This is a genomic window from Pseudomonas sp. RL_5y_Pfl2_69, from assembly GCF_963970465.1.
In the GTDB taxonomy this organism is placed as follows: Bacteria; Pseudomonadota; Gammaproteobacteria; order Pseudomonadales; family Pseudomonadaceae; genus Aquipseudomonas.
Window position 1 is genome coordinate 301,715 of record NZ_CAXAOU010000005.1, and the last position, 19,503, is coordinate 321,217.

Consider the following 19,503-nt stretch of genomic DNA (forward strand, 5'->3'; position numbering starts at 1 on the left):
TATGGATTTGCTCGCGGACAAGCCCGGGCCTGAACACAGTTCTCTGTGGGAGCGGGCTTGCTCGCGATTGGATCGATACGGTTTGCCTGAAAAGCCGCAGTGCCTGAATCGAGGGCAAGCCCTAAACCCTGGCCACCGTTTTACGGGTCAGTAAATCCGCGAACGCTTTCGCCATCGGTGAGTTGCTGCCCTTGCGCTGCACCAGCCACACCGCCGTGTTGGCATCCGGATCAAGCAGCGGCCGATAGACCACGCCCTTGATGCGCATGTGCTGGAACGACGCCGGCAACACCGACACCCCCAGCCCCGCCGACACCAGCCCGATGATGGTCATGGCTTCACCCGCTTCCTGTGAAAAGTGCGGGCTGAAACCCGCCTGGCGCGCCAGGCTCAATAACTGCGCATACAAACCGCTGCCATAACTGCGCGGGAAGAACACAAAAGGCTCATCCGCCAACGCCGCCAACTGCAAGCCATGGTCACTGCCTTCAGCCAAGGGGTGATCGGCGCGGATCACCGCCACCAGCGGCTCACGAAACAACTCCACGGCACTTAACGAATCAGGCAACGCCAACGGGCGCATGATGCCGACTTCAATGGTCTCATCCACCAACCCCTCGGCCACCTCGCGGCTGCTCATTTCCTTGAGGTTCAGGTGCACCGCCGGGAATGCCTGGCGGAACGCAAAAATGGCCTGGGGAATGCTGGAATTGAACGGTGCCGAGGAGGTAAAACCAATCTTCAATTCGCCCAGTTCACCCAGCTGCGCGCGACGGGCCACATCGGCCGCCTTGTCGACCTGGGCCAGCACCAGTCGCGCCTCTTCCAGAAACAATCGCCCGGCTTCACTGAGCTCAACCCGACGGTTGGTGCGATCAAACAAACGCGCCCCCAGTTCCTGCTCCAGCGCCTGTATTTGCTGGCTCAGGGGCGGTTGCGAGATACCCAGCAACTGCGCCGCCCGGCCGAAGTGCAGCTCTTCGGCGACGGCGATGAAGTAGCGCAAATGGCGCAATTCCATACAAGCTCCATTGAGTCGTTAAACCTATCAAACAGGTCGAACAATATATTGGAAAGAATCGTTAGCTGCCTATATTCTTTCGTCATTGCCGCTCGGCTTTACCGCAATTTGAGGTCCCCGTGAAAACTGCTGCTGCACCGCTCGCCCACGAAATCCCGCCGTCCGTGCTGGATGATGTTGTCTCCCAACTCAATGATGTGTTTATCGAGAAAGGCACGCCGATGTTTATGCGCACGGTGCTGGCGCTGTTCTCGGGGGGCTTTGCGACTTTTGCGCTGCTGTATTGCGTGCAACCGATGATGCCGGTGCTGTCCCATGAGTACGGGATCAATGCGGCACAAAGCAGTCTGATCCTGTCGGTCGCCACGGCGATGCTGGCCATTGGTCTGCTGATTACCGGGCCCATTTCCGACGCCTTTGGGCGCAAACCGGTGATGGTATTTGCGCTGTTTTCTGCCGCAGCCTTTACCTTGCTCAGCGCCATGATGCCGACCTGGGAAGGCGTGCTGATCACCCGGGCGCTGGTGGGTTTGTCGCTCAGCGGTCTGGCAGCCGTGGCGATGACTTACTTGAGTGAAGAAATTCACCCGCAGCACATCGGTTTGGCCATGGGTTTGTACATTGGCGGTAACGCCATTGGCGGGATGAGCGGGCGGTTGATCAGTGGCGTGTTGATCGACTTTGTGAGCTGGCACACCGCGATGCTGGTCATCGGCGGCCTGGCCCTGGCCGCCGCGATGATCTTTGTGAAGATCCTGCCCGAGTCGCGCAACTTCCGCCCCCGTGCCATGAACCCGCGCAGCCTGCTGGACGGGTTCACCATGCATTTTCGCGATGCGGGCCTGCCGTGGCTGTTTCTCGAAGCCTTCTTGCTGATGGGCAGCTTTGTGACGTTGTTCAACTACATCGGCTATCGCCTGCTGGCTGACCCTTACAACATGAATCAGGCGCTGGTGGGTTTGCTGTCCATTGTCTATCTGTCGGGCATCTACAGCTCGGCGCAAATTGGCGCGCTGGCCGACAAGCTGGGCCGCCGCCGTGTGCTCTGGGCCGTGATTGTGCTGATGCTGGCCGGGATCGCACTGACCCTGCTCGAACCCATCGCGTTTGTGATTATCGGCATGCTGATGTTCACGTTCGGCTTTTTCGGTGCGCATTCGGTGGCCAGCAGCTGGATCGGCCGCCGGGCCATCAAAGCCAAGGGGCAGGCATCGTCGCTGTACCTGTTCAGCTACTACGCCGGGTCGAGCGTCGCCGGGACCCTGGGTGGCGTGTTCTGGCATCTCGCAGGCTGGAACGGTATTGGCGCGTTTATCGTCGGCATGTTGCTGATTGCGCTGCTGGTGTCGCTGCATCTGGCCCGATTGCCGGTGCTGCCGGGCAATACCCGCCTCCTGTAGCGTCAGTTGTTAATCTGCAGCCGGGCCTGGAGGCTGCTCTCGCGCTTCTCCAGGCTCAGACTTTCGAAGCGGGCGCCCTGTTGTTCGATGCGGTTGAGCCAGCCCAGCACCGCAACCGCATCCCCGCTCAGGGTGATGCGTACAACACCGGCGTCCAGTTCGAACTGCTCGACATTCAACCCCGAACTCGCAGCACTTTCGCTCAAGCGCGCGGCCAACGGCTGACCAGAATCCTGCGCGGCTGACGCTGGCCTGGCCCGCTGGACTTCATCCGCGAGTGCCACGTTTTTAAGGTGCAGCCCTTGAGCCGCCACCAACCTCTGCTGGGCCGGCAACCAAAGCCCATAGGCACAGAATACAACCAGCAAAAACACCGCCAGCCCGCCACACAGTTGACGATCTCGACGCGACAAGTGCTGCCAGCGCTCACGCAGATGGGGTTTCATATAACGTCCTTCAGGGTGAGTAATGCCTGCACCCGGCTGCCCTGCTGGCTGGCAGTGCCCAGGATGACGGGCAGTGCGTTCTGCACACCCCGCGTGCGCAGGTATTCAAGCTCGGCGAAGCTGGCGGCGGTGATAGTGAGTATCCAGCCGACATCCGTGCGCCATTCCATCTGTTGCACTTCAACACTGCTGGCACCTATCACCTGTTCAGTCAGTTGCACCAGCCGCGCCATATGACCACTGTGCGGGGCAGCCGCTTGTTGTTGCAGTGCCCTGAGTTGCGCGGACAGGTCAGGGTACGCAGCAGGCGCTGGGCCAATACCCCGACCAGGGACGAGGCCAGCAAGTAGGCGTCGACCCCCATGTCCACCAGCCGGGTCACTGCGCCAATGGCGCTGTTGGTGTGCAGGGTCGACAGCACAAGGTGCCCGGTCAACGACGCCTGGACGGCGATTTCTGCGGTTTCGCGGTCGCGGATTTCACCCACCATGACCACATCCGGGTCCTGGCGCAAAATCGCCCGCAAGCCACGGGCGAACGTCATGTCGGCCTTGGTGTTGACCGGCGTTTGGCCGATGCCCGGCAGGTGATATTCCACCGGGTCTTCGACCGTCAGAATATTGCGGTTGGGGTGGTTGAGATGGCTGAGTGCGGCATACAGGCTGGTGGTTTTGCCCGAGCCCGTGGGGCCGGTCACCAAAAAGATCCCGTGGGGACGCGACAGAATCTGCTCAAACCGGTTCAGGGTGGCGGCGGGCATACCCAGGCATTTGAGATCCAGGCGCCCGGCCTGCTTGTCGAGTAAACGCATCACCACGCGCTCGCCGTGGGCCGAGGGCAAGGTCGAAACCCGCACATCCACTTCATGCCCGGCCAGGCGCAGGCTAATGCGGCCATCCTGGGGCACGCGCTTTTCAGCAATATCCAGCCGGGCCATGACCTTGATCCGTGACACCAGCAAGTTGGCCAGTTCGCGCTTGGGCCTGAGGACTTCGCGCAGTTGACCGTCGATACGCATGCGCACCGACAGGTAATGCTCGAAGGTTTCAAGGTGTACGTCCGAGGCTTTCTCGCGCATGGCTTCGCGCAACAAGGCGTTGATCAGCCGAATGATCGGGGCATCATTTTCTTGCTCCAGCAGGTCGGCGGTCTGGGGCACTTGTTCGGCCAGGCTCATGAGGTCAAGGTCGTCGTCCAGCCCCTGGGCCACCTGCTCGGCGGCACTGTGGCCGGCGCTGTAGCTGTTGGCCAGGCGCTCGCCGAATTGCGCATCCGCGATCACCTGCACGGTCACTTCATGCCCTGCCCAGCGCCGCACTTCGGCCAGTGCGTTCAAGGGCGTGTCTGCTCGAACCAACAGGATCGGCGGCATTGAAGAGGCGTCCAGCAGCACCCCGAAACGTCGGGCGAAGCTGAATGGCAAACGGGCGGGTATCAGAGTCATGGGCGCTGGGATTTGGGCTGACGCAGATCCACCGCCGATGGATCTTGCAGCCTGGCGTCGAACATTTGATTCGCTTTGCTGGGCAACAACCGAGCGTTTTTGTCTTTGCCAGCGGGCTGGCTCAGGTTGCGCAAGGTGTTGTAGCGGGCTTCGCTGATCTCAAGCAGGTCCTGTTTGCTGCGCACAATGGTCGGGCGCAAAAACACCATCAGGTTGGTTTTGGTGTGGGTATCCTTGTTCCAGCGAAACAACGCACCCAGATACGGAATGCTGCGCAGCAATGGCACGCCACTCACTTGGGTGCGCACACTGTCTTTGATCAACCCGCCAATCACGATGATTTCGCCGTCTTCAGCCAGGATGGTGCTTTTTAAAGCGCGCTTGTTGGTGATCAAATCGGTCGAGTCGATGCCTTGCAACGAAGGCGCAATCTCGGAGTTTTCCTGGGCGACCTCCAGGCGCAGCGAACTGCCATCGTTGATGTGGGGTTTGATCTTGAGGCTGATGCCGATGTCCTGGCGGGTCACTGTGGTAAAGGGGTTGTTGGAATTATCGCCAGAGCCCGTGTAGGAGCCGGTTTTGAACGGTACGTTTTGCCCCACCAGAATTTCGGCTTCCTGGTTATCCAGCGTCAGCAGGCTGGGCGTGGACAGCACATTGTTGTTGGTATCGCTGGCCAGGGCCGAGATCAGCGCATTGAAACGATCGCCGCCCACTTGCAACACGCCTCCTTCAGGCAGTTTCGCATTGCTCGCGGACAAGGCACCGATCTGAATGTTGGTGCCGGGAAAGCTGATCCCGCCCGTGGCACCACCGGTGTTCACTCCCCATTGCACGCCAAGGGTTTCAACAATATCCCCGGAAATTTCAACAATGGCGGCGTGGATCAACACCTGTGAGCGAGGCTGATCGAGTTGGCGCACGATGCTTTCAAGGGTCCTGACCTGCGCGGGATCAGCCATCAGCACCAAGGCGTTCTGGCTTTGATCGGCCGCCACCATCACCTCGCGAGACGACGCTTTTTGGCTGGCACCGGCCAGGGCGGTCTCTTGCTTCATGCCTTGACCCACGGCCAGCAGCACCTCGGCCAACAGCTTGGCATCACTGTGACGCAGACGAATGACCCGCGAGTTTTCTTGCTGGGCGTTGGCCGGTGTGTCCAGCGAACGGGCCAGCGCGCTTAAACGCTTGCGCATGGCTTCACTGCCCAAAATCACCAGACGATTGGCCGACATGTCTGCAATCACCTGGCTGCTCGCGCCCGTGGCTTTTTTATCCAGTGACTGCTCCATGACCTTGGCGATGTCACTGGCCAGCCCATGTTTAAGCTCGACCACGGAATGGCCATAACGGGTACCGGCATCCAGCTGACGCACGATATCGGCAATACGCCGGGTATTGGCTACGGTGTCGGTGATGACCAGCGCATTGGTCGAGGCCGAAGGCCCCACGTAGCCATTGTTCGACACCAGAGGCCGCAACAGGCCTGCCAGGTCGGCGGCAACGCTGGCATTGAGTTCGATCACACGGGTCACAAATGCCTGGGCCGGGGCAGACCGGGTATCCGTATTACCTGCCTGGGCCTTGGCCTCGGCTACTGGAATGATCAATAAACGATCACCTTGATCGATGACGGAGAACCCCTGCGCATCCAGCACTGCGTAGAACAACCGGCGCACGCCTTCACGATCCAGTTCCTGCTCGGAGATCACCGTGATCCGCCCCTGCACCCGAGGATCGAGCACCACGGTCGTGCCCAGTACCGCAGACATTTCCTGCACCACATCACGCAGCTCGGCATCCTTCATTGCCAACTTCCAGTACTGCCCGGCGGCAGTGGCCGAAGTGTGAAACAGCAGTGCGCAGGACATGACCCCGCACGCCAAAAATTGGCCGATGCTTAACGTATTGAATGGGGTCATGGCATTTCTCTATGGTTGGCCAACAAGGGGCCGCAGATGGACTGAAGTGGCTAGCGGATCGGCGCTGCCGGTAGCTGATGCAGGTAACACATGCCGACTGGCGGGCTTGAGCGCGAGCCGCTCTTCACGACCATTTCGCCACAGCACTACATGGCCAACCTCGACACGACGCAGAACGCTGCCACCGGGTAAAAGATCACCCACCGAGTAGAAGCGGCTGCCTTGTGCGCCAGCCAACAGCGCTTGAGACGGGCCTTGAGTCGATACAAAACTGGCCCGCAACTGCAAGGCTTCCGCGCTCGGCACCCAGGCAGCCTGGGTGTTCAGGCCCATCACCGTGGCAATGGCTTGGGCTTTAAAAGGCTGGGCCGCAGGCACAACCGGCGCACTGACAGGAGCAAACTCGCGGGCCGGGCCCAAGGCGTCGCGATACTGCAGTTCTTGCCATGCCAGATAACTGCCATAGACCAAAGGCAATACCAGCAGCCCCCCGCTCATTGCAGATGCCCCATAACGGCTAATCACGCGCTTAAAACTGTTCAAGACCGCCTCACCTGGGTGCCTTTGCAGTCCCGCCAGGCCCTGCAGTTAATTGTGCGTCACGAAAACATGCGTTTGATGATGGGTCGGCCTGCACAGTGGTGCTTGATCACCGCAGCCACATGCACACTCACCAACAAGACCAATACTGCGCAGGCTTGTGTATGAATAAGGGCAAATAATTCATGCAATTGGCTGTTTTCCATGGGCGCTGGGAAACTCACACTATTAAAAAAACTGATCGGTACGTCCATCATCAAAACACCTGAAATCAGAACCGTTACAACCGTCAGATACAGCAGGGTATGGATAAAAAAAGCCAGCCACGGCGCAAGATTATTAACGTCCACTGTAGCCGGACAACCTCGACCAAACGACACACAAAGCCTGAGTATAAAAACGGGTGTCAGCAGCAGCCCTAACGAAACATTAATGTCGCTAATAACTTGCTTATAACTGACAGCCTCAGCGATAAGCCCTATATAAAAACCCGACATCATCAACCAAATAATCAACACTGCAGAGAACCCATGGAGCACTTTCTGCAATGTCGAGTAGTTAATAGTCTTCATCGAAGCTTATTCCCTGATCTTTCCAGCAAACCGGGCTGTTCATGATTAACAGCCCGGTGTTGTTCAGGACTGCTTACTTCTCAGTCCATGCCATGTTCCAGTGCGAGCCGGTACCCGGTTCAAACTGAGTGGCTGTAGGCGAGTACTGTGCGCAGTAACCCGAAGCAGGCCAAGGCTTGCACTCGTATACCTGGCCGTTTTTGGGCTGCAACACAGTGGTACCTGCCTTGTAAGCCTTGAAACCTTCAGGGTAGATGGCATCGTACTGCTGACCGCCACCTTCGCCGGTCAGGGTCAGGGTTTTCAACTCCTGGAAGTTTTCACGACCATCTGCACTGCTGGCAATCAGCTTCAAGGCGTGAGCACCCGGGGCGCTGCTGACGTCTACGATCAACGGTGCAGTGGTCGCGTTCACGTTTTGCTTGGTGTAGCCCACTTGTTTGTTGGCTTCGTTGTAGACCGTCGCTTCAACCGTCAGGTTTTTGTTGGTCATCAGGGTCAAGCCAATAGCGGCTTTGCCTTTGTCCAATACGTACTCGGCGGCAACGTCATGCACGTGCATGTAGGCGGCCGGGTCTGGAACCATCTGGGTCAGCAACTGGTAGTTGGTGACACCGCTTTGGGCCTTGGCGTAGAAGGTATTGGCACCTTTGATTGGCTCAATGACGCCTTCTTCGTTGCGAATACCGGCACGTACCGACTTGTTGCTCGCGTTCACGGTTTGCGCCAACTTGTAGGACCAGTTTTCTGGCAAGCCTTCTGTTACGGAGTCGATGCCGATCGAGAAGCTGTATTCGGCACTTTCCGCACTGCCGGTAAAGGCTCGAGCCTTGACGGTGTCGCCTGGCAGCAATGAGTGAGTCGGCGTCAACGCCCCGACTTTGGTCCAGCCATCAGGCGCTGCCCCTTCAGCGGTGATATTGACATCCACCACGTCGTAGAAAGCTGCCGCAGTGTCGTCTACTGTCCATGCTCCCAAAATCACGTGCTGACCCGTGCGGTCTGCCGGAATCACACAGGCGTGTTTTTTGGCTGCCGGGCCATTGCCGCCCGCTGCGCCATCGATGGGTACGCCACCGCCGCCTTCAACGCTGCAAAACGGGGTCGTATCAAAGTCATCGCGGGTGAGGGGCCGATTAGGGTTCCAATCGGTTTTGGTGATGAAGTATTCCCACTTGGTACTTTTATGGGCAGCGGTGTAGAACCAGCTGAATTCAATGTTGCGGTCCTTGATTTCGCTCAGATGCCAGCGGGTTGCAGACTGGGCATCCAGAGCCGAGAACATGGCATTGCCACCGCTCGGGATCTTGCCATCGGCAGGTCCAAAGGCAGGGAAGCCTTTAGGGGCTTCACCCACTGTTTGCGGCTCATATTCAGCTGGACCACAGTTGGTATTCAGGGCCAAGCGACAGGCATACGCGCGTGACGGTGGCTCGTTCATATAACCATGTGCAACCGCCTGTTGCGACGCGAACAGAGAAGCCAGTAGAGTCAGCGAAGATGCACACCCCATCAAAGCCCCAGACTTAGATAGTGCAAATTTCATATAAGAGTTCCTTAGTTTTTATTAGGCAGCCGTTACGACTGCTATTTTTGGCACTGCATATTCGAACAACGCACGCAACATCACAGAAAACGATGACCCTTAAGTCATGACTTCAACAAAGAAACATATAGACATATTTAACCCCCACCAAAAGCGACAATCCTTTGGTGAACATGCCGCCCCAAGTAATATTTTTTACTAAAACAAATAAAGCAATAGCGCTCGGATTTTACGGAGGCGTATAGATATGTATGTAGGAAACTTCCTGCAAAGATGTAGGAATATGAATTAGTTATTCAATAGCCATTGTCATAGTCACAACCCATAACTGATGTAAATATCAGCCAAAAAAAACCCCGGCATTCGCCAGGGTTTTTTAAAAATCGAGCTTACTCGTGATACTGCCCCGAGAACTCGTGCACCGCGCTGATGAAAGCACCGGCGTGCTCCGGCTTCACTTCCGGGGTGATGCCGTGACCCAGGTTGAATACATGGCCCGAACCCTTGCCGTAGCTGGCCAGGATGCGTTTGACCTCGGTGCGGATTGCTTCCGGGTTTGCGTACAGCACGGTCGGGTCCATGTTGCCTTGCAGCGCAACCTTGTTGCCCACTCGCTTGCGGGCTTCGCCCAGGTCGCAGGTCCAGTCCAGACCCAGCGCATCGGCGCCAGCATCGGCAATGCTTTCCAGCCACAGACCGCCGTTCTTGGTGAACAGGATGACCGGCACTTTGCGGCCTTCGTGCTCGCGGATCAGGCCGCTGACGATTTTGCGCATATAGGCCAGGGAGAACTCCTGGTACGCCGCAGACGACAGGTTGCCGCCCCAGGTATCGAAGATCTGCACCGCTTGCGCACCGGCCAGGATCTGCCCGTTGAGGTAAGAAGTGACCGACTGCGCCAGTTTGTCGAGCAGCAAGTGCATGGCTTGCGGGGTGTCGTAGAGCATGGCCTTGGTTTTACGGAAGTCCTTGGAGGAGCCGCCTTCAACCATGTAGGTAGCCAAAGTCCACGGGCTGCCGGAGAAGCCGATCAGGGGCACGCGACCATTCAGTTCCTTGCGGATGGTGCTGACGGCGTTCATCACGTAGCCGAGATCTTTTTGCGGGTCGGGAATCGGCAACGCTTCGATGTCGGCCAGGGTGCTGACGACTTTTTTGAAGCGGGGACCTTCGCCGGTCTCGAAGTACAGGCCCTGGCCCATCGCATCGGGGATGGTCAGGATGTCGGAGAACAGGATGGCCGCATCCAGCTGCGGGAAACGGTCCAGAGGCTGCATGGTGACTTCACACGCGAATTCGGCGTTCTTGCACAGGCTCATGAAGTCGCCGGCCTTGGCGCGGCTGGCACGGTACTCCGGCAGGTAGCGACCGGCCTGACGCATCATCCAGACAGGCGTTACGTCTACGGGTTGCTTGAGCAAAGCGCGAAGGAAACGGTCATTCTTGAGAACAGTCATGTCAGCATCCGGAAAAAAAGTGGGGGCATTTTCTCAGAGACGGACGCAAAAGGCACGGCAAGTGCCGTGCCTTTTATCTATCGGGGCGATTTGTCGCGGTTTAACGTCTTATTTGGCAACACCGCGAAACAACTGTGGGAGCGAGCTTGCTCGCGATACAGACAACTCGATTGATCAGCAGACCGAGTTGATCCCATCGCGGGCAAGCCCGCTCCCACAGGGGATCGGGTTACACGCCCAGGTAATCCATGATCCCTTCAGCCGCAGTACGGCCTTCGAAGATCGCGGTCACGACCAGGTCCGAGCCGCGCACCATGTCGCCACCGGCAAAAATCTTCGGGTGGCTGGTCTGGTGCTTGAATTTCGACTGCTCGGGCGCAATCACACGGCCCTGGCTGTCGGTCTGGATGTCAAACTGCTCGAACCATGACGCCGGGCTTGGGCGGAAACCAAAGGCGATGATCACGGCGTCTGCCGGAATGATCTCTTCAGAACCCGGGATCGGCTCAGGGCTGCGTCGGCCACGGGCATCCGGCTCGCCGAGACGGGTCTCGACCACCTTCACGCCTTCAACCTTGCCTTCACCAACAATGGCAATCGGCTGACGGTTGTAAAGGAACTTCACGCCTTCTTCCTTGGCGTTCTTCACTTCTTTACGGGAGCCGGGCATGTTGGCTTCGTCACGACGATACGCACAGGTCACCGATTTGGCGCCCTGGCGAATCGAAGTACGGTTGCAGTCCATGGCCGTGTCGCCGCCACCCAGTACCACAATCTTTTTGCCTTTCATGTCGACGAAATCTTCCGGCGACTTTTCAAAGCCCAGGTTGCGGTTGACGTTGGCGATCAGGAAGTCGAGTGCATCGTGCACGCCTGGCAGGTCTTCACCGGCAAAACCACCTTTCATGTAGGTGTAGGTGCCCATGCCCATGAAGACGGCGTCGTACTCGGCCAGCAGCTGTTCCATGCTGATGTCCTTGCCGATTTCGGTATTGAGGCGGAACTCGATACCCATGCCGGTGAACACTTCGCGACGGTGGCTCAGTACGGTTTTTTCCAGCTTGAACTCCGGGATACCGAAGGTCAGCAGACCGCCGATTTCCGGGTTCTTGTCGAAGACCACCGGGGTCACGCCACCACGTACCAGCACGTCGGCACAGCCCAGGCCCGCAGGGCCCGCGCCGATAATGGCCACACGCTTGCCGGTCGGGACGACCTTGGACATGTCCGGGCGCCAGCCCATGGCGAACGCGGTGTCGGTGATGTACTTCTCCACCGAACCGATGGTCACCGCGCCAAAACCGTCGTTGAGGGTGCAGGCACCCTCGCACAGGCGGTCTTGCGGGCACACCCGGCCACAGACTTCGGGCAGGGTGTTGGTCTGGTGCGACAGTTCGGCGGCGGCGAGGATGTTGCCCTCGGCCACCAGCTTCAGCCAGTTGGGAATGAAGTTATGCACAGGGCATTTCCATTCACAGTACGGGTTGCCGCAACCCAGGCAGCGGTGGGCCTGCTCGGCCGACTGCTGGGGTTTGAAGGGTTCGTAGATTTCCACGAACTCTTTTTTGCGTTGACGTAACAGTTTCTTCTTCGGATCTTTGCGCCCGACATCGATGAACTGGAAGTCGTTACTCAGACGTTCAGCCATGGTTAAAACCTCATCAAACTTTTCAGGCGCATATCACTGCGGGTTGGCACGGATGCTGGAAAGCAACGATTTCAAGCTGGCAGCCTTGGGCTTGACCATCCAGAAACGACGCAGGTAATCATCGAGGTTTTCCGAGAGGTTGCGACCCCACTCGCTGTTGGTTTCCTCAACGTATTCGTCCAGCACGTGTTGCAGGTGATTGCGGTAGGCCTCCATCGCTTCACCACTGATCCGCTGGATTTCCACCAGCTCGTGGTTAACCTTGTCGACGAAGGTGTTGTCCTGATCCAGCACGTAGGCGAAACCGCCGGTCATGCCCGAGCCGAAGTTGTAACCGGTTTTGCCCAGTACGCAGACGAAACCGCCGGTCATGTATTCGCAGCAGTGATCGCCCGTGCCTTCAACCACGGTGTGAGCACCGGAGTTACGCACTGCAAAACGCTCGCCCGCCGTACCCGCAGCAAACAGCTTGCCGCCGGTTGCGCCATACAGGCAAGTGTTGCCGACAATGGCGCTGTCCTGGGTTTTGTAGATGCTGCCTGCAGGCGGCACTATCACCAGCTTGCCGCCGGTCATGCCTTTGCCCACGTAGTCGTTGGCATCGCCTTGCAGGTACATGTGCAAACCACCGGCATTCCACACACCAAAGCTCTGACCTGCAGTGCCTTTGAAGCGGAAGGTGATCGGCGCTTTGGCCATGCCCTGGTTGCCGTGGGCACGGGCAATTTCACCCGAGATACGGGCACCGATCGAACGGTCGCAGTTGCAGATGTCGAGGTCGAACTCGGCACCGCTCATGTCGTTGATCGCTGAAGTGGCCAGTTCGACCATCTTCTCGGCCAGCAGGCCTTTGTCGAACGGAGGGTTGCGGTCGACCTGGCAGAACTGGGGTTTGTCCGCCGGGATGTGATCGCTGCCCAACAGAGGAGTCAGGTCCAGGTTGTGCTGCTTGGCGGTCTCGCCCTGCAGGATTTCCAGCAGGTCGGTACGGCCGATCAGCTCTTCGAGGGTGCGCACACCCAGCTTGGCCAGCCACTCGCGGGTTTCTTCGGCCACGTAGGTGAAGAAGTTGACCACCATGTCGACAGTGCCGATGTAGTGATTTTTACGCAGCGATTCGTTTTGGGTCGCAACGCCGGTGGCGCAGTTGTTGAGGTGGCAAATACGCAGGTATTTGCAGCCCAGTGCGATCATCGGTGCAGTACCGAAGCCAAAACTCTCAGCGCCCAGGATCGCAGCCTTGATCACGTCCAGACCGGTTTTCAGGCCGCCATCGGTTTGTACCCGCACTTTGCCGCGCAGGTCGTTGCCGCGCAGGGTCTGGTGGGTTTCAGCCAGGCCCAGCTCCCACGGAGCGCCCGCGTACTTGATGGAGGTCAGCGGTGATGCACCGGTGCCGCCGTCATAGCCGGAGATGGTGATCAGGTCGGCATAGGCCTTGGCCACGCCTGCGGCGATGGTGCCTACGCCTGCTTCTGCTACCAGCTTCACCGATACCAGCGCTTTCGGATTGACTTGTTTCAAGTCAAAGATCAACTGCGACAAATCTTCGATGGAATAGATGTCGTGGTGCGGCGGTGGCGAAATCAGGGTGACGCCCGGTACGGCGTAGCGCAGTTTGGCGATCAGGCCGTTGACCTTGCCGCCCGGCAGTTGCCCGCCCTCGCCCGGTTTGGCGCCTTGGGCAACCTTGATTTGCAGCACTTCGGCGTTGACCAGGTATTCCGGGGTCACGCCGAAACGGCCAGTGGCCACTTGCTTGATTTTGGAGCTTTTGATGGTGCCGTAACGTGCCGGGTCTTCGCCGCCTTCACCGGAGTTGGAGCGAGCGCCCAAACGGTTCATGGCTTCAGCCAGGGCTTCGTGGGCCTCTGGTGACAGGGCGCCCAGCGAGATACCGGCCGAGTCGAAACGCTTGAGAATCGAGTCCAGCGGTTCGATGTCGTCGATGGCCAGCGGCGTGTCGAGGGTCTTGACCTGGAACAGGTCGCGGATCATCGACACCGGACGCTTGTCGACCAGCGCGGTGTATTCCTTGAACTTGCTGTAGTCACCCTGCTGCACAGCGGCTTGCAGGGTAGCGACCACGTCCGGGTTGTAGGCGTGGTATTCGCCACCGTGCACGTACTTGAGCAGACCGCCTTGCTGGATCGGCTTGCGCGCACTCCAGGCCTCGGCTGCCAGCAGCTTTTGCTCGGCTTCAAGGTCGACGAAGCGTGCGCCCTTGATGCGGCTTGGCACGCCACGGAAGCTCAGGTCGCAGATTTCTTCGGACAGGCCGATGGCTTCAAACAACTGCGCACCGCGGTACGAAGCAATGGTCGAGATACCCATCTTCGACAGGATTTTAAGCAAGCCTTTGGTGATGCCCTTACGGTAGTTCTTGAACACCTCATAGAGGTCGCCCAGCACTTCACCGGTACGGATCAAGTCACCCAGCACTTCGTAAGCCAGGAACGGATAGACCGCCGAAGCACCGAAGCCGATCAGCACCGCAAAGTGATGCGGGTCACGGGCAGTAGCGGTTTCAACCAGGATGTTGCTGTCGCAGCGCAGGCCTTTTTCGGTCAAGCGGTGATGCACGGCGCCCACAGCCAACGAGGCGTGAACCGGCAACTTGCCCGGTGCGATATGACGGTCACTCAGAACGATCTGGGTACGACCGGCACGCGCGGCTTCTTCGGCCTGATCGGCGATATTGCGCACGGCCGCTTCAAGACCCACGCTCTCGTCGTAGTTGAGGTCGATGATCTGACGCTCAAAGCCCGGCAGGTCGAGGTTCATCAGCGAACGCCATTTGGCAGGCGAGATCACGGGCGAACTAAGGATCACACGGGAAGCGTGCTCCGGGGATTCCTGGAAGATGTTGCGCTCGGCACCGAGGCAGATTTCCAGCGACATGACGATGGCTTCACGCAGCGGGTCGATCGGCGGGTTAGTCACCTGCGCGAACTGCTGGCGGAAGTAGTCGTACGGCGTGCGAACACGCTGGGACAGCACGGCCATTGGCGTGTCGTCACCCATCGAGCCTACGGCTTCGTAGCCTTGCTCGCCCAACGGACGCAGCACCTGGTCGCGCTCTTCGAACGTCACCTGGTACATCTTCATGTATTGCTTGAGCTGATCAACGTCGTAAAACGCCGAACCGTGGTCGTTGTCTTCCATGGTCGCCTGAATGCGCAGGGCATTCTTGCGCAGCCACTGTTTGTAAGGGTGGCGCGACTTCAAGCGGTTGTCGATAGAGTCGGTGTCCAGCACCTGACCGGTTTCGGTGTCTACGGCCAGGATCTGGCCCGGACCGACACGGCCTTTGGCGATCACGTCTTCTGGCTTGTAGTCCCACACGCCGATTTCAGAAGCGATGGTGATATAGCCGTTGGTGGTGGTCACCCAGCGCGCAGGGCGCAGACCGTTGCGGTCGAGCAGGCAGACAGCATAACGACCGTCGGTCATCACTACGCCAGCCGGACCGTCCCACGGTTCCATGTGCATGGAGTTGTACTCATAGAACGCCCGCAGGTCGGGGTCCATGGTTTCAACGTTCTGCCACGCCGGTGGAATCAGCATGCGCACGCCACGGAACAGATCGATACCGCCGGTGACCATCAGCTCCAGCATGTTGTCCATGCTCGAGGAGTCAGAACCCACGCGGTTAACCAGCGGGCCGAGCTCGTCGAGGTCGCCGATCAGGTCGTTGGCGAACTTGGTGCGACGGGCCTGCGCCCAGTTACGGTTGCCGGTGATGGTGTTGATCTCGCCGTTGTGGGCGAGAAAGCGGAATGGCTGGGCCAGCGGCCATTTCGGCAGGGTGTTGGTGGAGAAACGCTGGTGGAACACGCAGATGGCGGTTTGCAGGCGTTCATCGCTCAGGTCTGGATAGAAGGCGGTGAGGTCCGCCGGCATCATCAGGCCTTTATAAATGATGGTCTTGTGGGAAAAGCTGCAGATGTAGTGATCGGTGTCAGCGGCGTTGCTCACCGATGAACGGCGACGGGCGCTGAACAGTTTGATCGCCATGTCCTGATCGCTCAGGTTTTCGCCAGCGATGAACACTTGCTCGATCTGCGGCAAACGTTCCAATGCCAGACGGCCCAGAACGCTGGTATCGATCGGCACCTTGCGCCAGCCCACCAATTGCAGGCCCGCCGCGAGGATTTCGCGGTTCATGTTGTTGCGGGCCGCTTCAGCCTTGATCGGGTCCTGGTTGAAAAACACCATGCCGACGGCGTATTGCTTGGGCAAATCTGCGCCGAACTGTTCTTTGGCGGTTGCACGCAAGAACAGGTCAGGCTTTTGAATCAGCAGGCCACAACCGTCACCGGTCTTGCCATCTGCGTTGATCCCACCGCGGTGGGTCATGCAGGTCAGGGCTTCAATGGCGGTTTGCAGAAGGGTATGACTAGGCTCGCCCTGCATATGGGCAATCAGGCCGAAACCACAGTTATCCTTGAATTCATCGGGGTGGTACAGACCTGCTTTCATAGACACTTTCTCACCAGGCTGCCCCAAAAAGGGGCAAATTTCTTTTAATTCAACCACTTGCTCCCCGCGCTGAACGTACGCCAGCTTGGCAGGGGCAAAAGGGTGGTCATTCTACACACCGTCACATAGGCCCACAAATTTAACGGCGATTAACCGTAAGTTCGTGTCGCATTTATGAAAGGTTTAAAGCGATTGCTCGTGCTAGTCAAAACATTTTTGATGTCGACTGCTGCGCGGCGCAGACACCACAAGGCACACGGCTTGATAAGCCCGTATGCACAAGCAGGAATTTGATGTGCTAGAACGGCGACCTGGGTAAGGTCGCCGGATCATCAGCGAGCTGTAGCCAGCTCTTTTTGAACGCTGGCGACAGTGCGAGGCCAAGGTTTACCAGCCTGTGTCTTCGCTGGCAAGTTCTTGATTGCCGCGGTGGCTGCGGCATGGCTTGGGAAATTGCCGTAGGTGACGACGTACAGCGGCTTGCCGTTCAAGGACTTCTTGAAATAGCGAGCATCGCCGCCCAGTTCTTTAGCGACATTTTGCGCAGACGCTTCAGAGCTGGTGCCGACGATCTGCACCACATAGTTGTTGGCAGGCTGGCTGGAGTACCAACTGCCGCCCGGTGCGGCCTTGGCAACAACGACCGGCTTCTCGACTGGCTTGACCACCGGCTTGGCTGCCGGGGCTGGGGCCGGAGCAGGCTTGGCGACAGGGGCAGGCGCTGGCTTGGCCGTAGCCACGGTTAGTGCCGGAGTCGCCACTGGCGCAGGGCCCGATGGCACGCCAACCGGTGGCGCCGTGGTGGTGACGGTTGGCGGCGAAGCTACACCGCCGTCGACCGCAGGCACACCGCCATCGTCGCCCTCAGGCATATCACCGGCCGCTTCGGCCAACGGGCCACGCATCACCGGTTGGGATTGCCCCACCAGCGGCAATGGCATCGGCTGCGAAGAGCCAGCGAAATCAACGGACGGCTTGGCACCGCCATTTGGAGCGGCCTGCCCCAGTTGTGTTTGTTCGGCACCCGGCGCGACTGGCGCCTTGCCACGGCCAGGAATCAATACAGCAGCAGCGACAGCCACTACCACTACTGCACCAATGGCCAATACGTGTTTCTTCGGCATCTTGAACCCCATACTTGGACGCTTGACCGCTGAGCGGCTGGCAATCATGGCTTCGATCATTGCATCGCGGGCGACCTGGTTGATAGTGCCAGGCCAGCCTTCGGAGCTCTCGTGTATATCTGAGATCTGCTGAGCGCTAAAGAGTTCGATTCCCGCCCCAGCACCTTCGAGGCGCTGAGCCAGATACTCACGGGTTTCATCGAGGGTATACGGCTGCAATTCGATGACATGAAAACGTTCTTCATCCGGGCTCAACTGCTCCAGCCCGGCAATCATCGACGGCTCACCGAACAGGAACACATGCGGACGGCCTTCCGGCGCTCCCGCAGCCAGCGCCAGCAATGCTTCCAGTGCCGACTCGTCCAGCTGCTCGGCGTCATCGACCAACAAGTAGACTTCTTGTCCGGTCAGTGCCAATTGCACGACTTGCGCCAGAATGGAGCCGACATCAGGGCGTGCAACATTCAGGGTCTGTGCCACCTGGTGCAGAATGCCAGCCGCATCGCCAGCACCCCGCGCAGAAACCACAACACTCTGCACAGACTGTTTGTTGGTGCTCGCGACCAGCGCCTGGCGCAGCAAGGTTTTACCGCTGCCCTCAGGCCCGGTAACCACCAGCAACAACTGGCTGTAGCGGGCAAGGTGATGCAACTGCCCCAGCACCGGCTTGCGCTGGGCAGGGAAAAACTTGAAGCCCGGCACCCGTGGCGCAAAAGGGTCGTGGTTGAGCTGGAAGTGACCGAGGAACGCCTCGTCGGCATGCAAACTAGTCATCGGGATCTTATTAACCTTTAAGCTGAGCCAGCGCGCGGTAATCCGCACCCAGCGTGGCTTGGAGAACCTCTTGTGGATAATCGTCAGTCACTGTGGCCTCGCCCAGACGACGCAACAGCACCAGCCGCATGCGGCCGTCGATCACTTTCTTGTCAACCGCCATGTGCTGCATGAAGTCGGCTGGCGTCATTTCGCCGGGCGGCACTACTGGCAAACCGGCGCGCTGAAAAATTCGAATGCCGCGATCACGCTCTGCATGGCTGATCCAGCCCAGGCGGGCGGACATTTCCAGAGCCATTACGGTGCCAGCGGCTACCGCTTCACCATGTAACCATACGCCGTAGCCCATATGGGTTTCTATGGCATGGCCAAAGGTGTGACCTAGGTTGAGGGTGGCACGTACCCCCGTTTCGCGTTCATCGGCACCCACCACTTCAGCCTTGGCGGCGCACGAACGCTGGATCGCAGCGGTCAGGGCGACCTGATCCAGCGCACGCAACGCGTCCATGTTGTCCTCAAGCCAGGTCAGGAACGGCTCATCGCAAATCAGGCCGTACTTGATGACTTCTGCCAGCCCTGCAGACAATTCGCGGGCCGGGAGAGTGTTGAGGGTCTGGGTGTCGATCAGCACCAGATTGGGCTGATAAAAAGCACCGATCATGTTCTTGCCCAGCGGGTGGTTGATCCCGGTTTTGCCGCCCACCGACGAATCGACTTGGGACAGCAAGGTGGTCGGCACCTGGATGAAATCAACACCGCGCTGGTAACAGGCAGCGGCAAAACCCGCCATGTCACCCACCACGCCGCCGCCCAGGGCGATCACCGTGGTGCGCCGATCGTGGCGAGCCGTGAGCAGGCCGCTGAAAATCAGCTGCAGGGTTTCCCAGTTTTTGAATGATTCGCCATCGGGCAGGACAATCGGCACTACCGAATACTGCGCGAGGCTGCGCGTCAGGCGCTCAAGATAGAGGGGGGCGACCGTTGTATTGGTCACAATGGCCACTTGGCGACCCGCGATATGGGGGGCCAGCAACTGCGGCTGATCCAACAAACCTTCGCCAATATGAATCGGGTAGCTACGCTCGCCTAGATCAACCTTCAGTGTCTGCATGAATCCCCGCGTTGAA

The 19,503-nt window shown here is 58.7% G+C and carries 14 protein-coding genes; 1 reads left to right on the forward strand and 13 read right to left on the reverse strand.

Annotated elements, in window-relative coordinates; translation table 11 throughout:
• Nucleotides 1-121 precede the first annotated feature (121 nt).
• Nucleotides 122-1,021 (reverse strand): LysR family transcriptional regulator, encoded by a 900-nt coding sequence (locus AACY07_RS11510; RefSeq protein WP_339474898.1) that lies wholly within the window; start codon nucleotides 1,019-1,021, stop codon nucleotides 122-124.
• A gap of 152 nt (nucleotides 1,022-1,173) precedes the next feature.
• Here AACY07_RS11510 and AACY07_RS11515 point away from each other — a divergent pair, with 152 nt between their 5' ends.
• On the forward strand, nucleotides 1,174-2,421 hold the full coding sequence (locus AACY07_RS11515) for an MFS transporter (RefSeq protein WP_442800255.1): 1,248 nt from the start codon (nucleotides 1,174-1,176) through the stop codon (nucleotides 2,419-2,421).
• A gap of 2 nt (nucleotides 2,422-2,423) precedes the next feature.
• On the opposite strand, the gene gspM is transcribed toward AACY07_RS11515, so the two are convergent.
• From gspM to aroB, 12 genes are all read right to left on the reverse strand, one after another.
• A complete protein-coding gene (gene gspM, locus AACY07_RS11520) occupies nucleotides 2,424-2,867 on the reverse strand; it encodes a type II secretion system protein GspM (RefSeq protein ID WP_339474900.1) in 444 nt (147 codons plus the stop codon).
• Entirely contained in the window at nucleotides 2,864-3,088 is a 225-nt protein-coding gene (locus tag AACY07_RS11525; RefSeq protein WP_339474901.1) for a hypothetical protein, read from the reverse strand. Before AACY07_RS11525 ends, gspM begins: the two co-directional genes overlap by 4 nt.
• On the reverse strand, nucleotides 3,079-4,311 hold the full coding sequence (locus AACY07_RS11530) for a GspE/PulE family protein (RefSeq protein ID WP_339474903.1): 1,233 nt from the start codon (nucleotides 4,309-4,311) through the stop codon (nucleotides 3,079-3,081). Before AACY07_RS11530 ends, AACY07_RS11525 begins: the two co-directional genes overlap by 10 nt.
• Nucleotides 4,308-6,233, reverse strand: a complete 1,926-nt coding sequence (gspD, locus tag AACY07_RS11535; RefSeq protein WP_445261374.1) for a type II secretion system secretin GspD — start codon at nucleotides 6,231-6,233, stop codon at nucleotides 4,308-4,310. Before gspD ends, AACY07_RS11530 begins: the two co-directional genes overlap by 4 nt.
• 9 nt (nucleotides 6,234-6,242) lie before the next feature.
• Nucleotides 6,243-6,776, reverse strand: coding sequence for a type II secretion system protein N (locus AACY07_RS11540; RefSeq protein WP_339474905.1), 534 nt, complete (start codon nucleotides 6,774-6,776; stop codon nucleotides 6,243-6,245).
• Nucleotides 6,777-6,832: 56 nt separating this feature from the next.
• Nucleotides 6,833-7,345, reverse strand: a complete 513-nt coding sequence (locus AACY07_RS11545; RefSeq protein WP_339474907.1) for a cytochrome b — start codon at nucleotides 7,343-7,345, stop codon at nucleotides 6,833-6,835.
• 73 nt (nucleotides 7,346-7,418) lie between these two features.
• Nucleotides 7,419-8,891: an N-acetylglucosamine-binding protein GbpA gene (gbpA, locus tag AACY07_RS11550; RefSeq protein WP_339474909.1), complete on the reverse strand. Its 1,473-nt coding sequence runs from the start codon at nucleotides 8,889-8,891 to the stop codon at nucleotides 7,419-7,421.
• A 389-nt stretch (nucleotides 8,892-9,280) separates the two neighbouring features.
• On the reverse strand, nucleotides 9,281-10,348 hold the full coding sequence (hemE, locus tag AACY07_RS11555; RefSeq protein WP_133076746.1) for a uroporphyrinogen decarboxylase: 1,068 nt from the start codon (nucleotides 10,346-10,348) through the stop codon (nucleotides 9,281-9,283).
• Between the two features lie 229 nt (nucleotides 10,349-10,577).
• The gene (locus AACY07_RS11560; RefSeq protein ID WP_133076747.1) at nucleotides 10,578-11,996 is read right to left on the reverse strand and encodes an FAD-dependent oxidoreductase; all 1,419 of its coding nucleotides are present in this window, start codon (nucleotides 11,994-11,996) and stop codon (nucleotides 10,578-10,580) included.
• A gap of 33 nt (nucleotides 11,997-12,029) precedes the next feature.
• Nucleotides 12,030-16,478, reverse strand: coding sequence for a glutamate synthase large subunit (gene gltB, locus AACY07_RS11565; protein ID WP_339474912.1), 4,449 nt, complete (start codon nucleotides 16,476-16,478; stop codon nucleotides 12,030-12,032).
• A gap of 332 nt (nucleotides 16,479-16,810) precedes the next feature.
• Entirely contained in the window at nucleotides 16,811-18,376 is a 1,566-nt protein-coding gene (locus tag AACY07_RS11570; protein WP_339474914.1) for an AAA family ATPase, read from the reverse strand.
• A gap of 10 nt (nucleotides 18,377-18,386) precedes the next feature.
• Nucleotides 18,387-19,487: a 3-dehydroquinate synthase gene (gene aroB / locus AACY07_RS11575; protein ID WP_339474916.1), complete on the reverse strand. Its 1,101-nt coding sequence runs from the start codon at nucleotides 19,485-19,487 to the stop codon at nucleotides 18,387-18,389.
• Nucleotides 19,488-19,503: the final 16 nt, after the last annotated feature.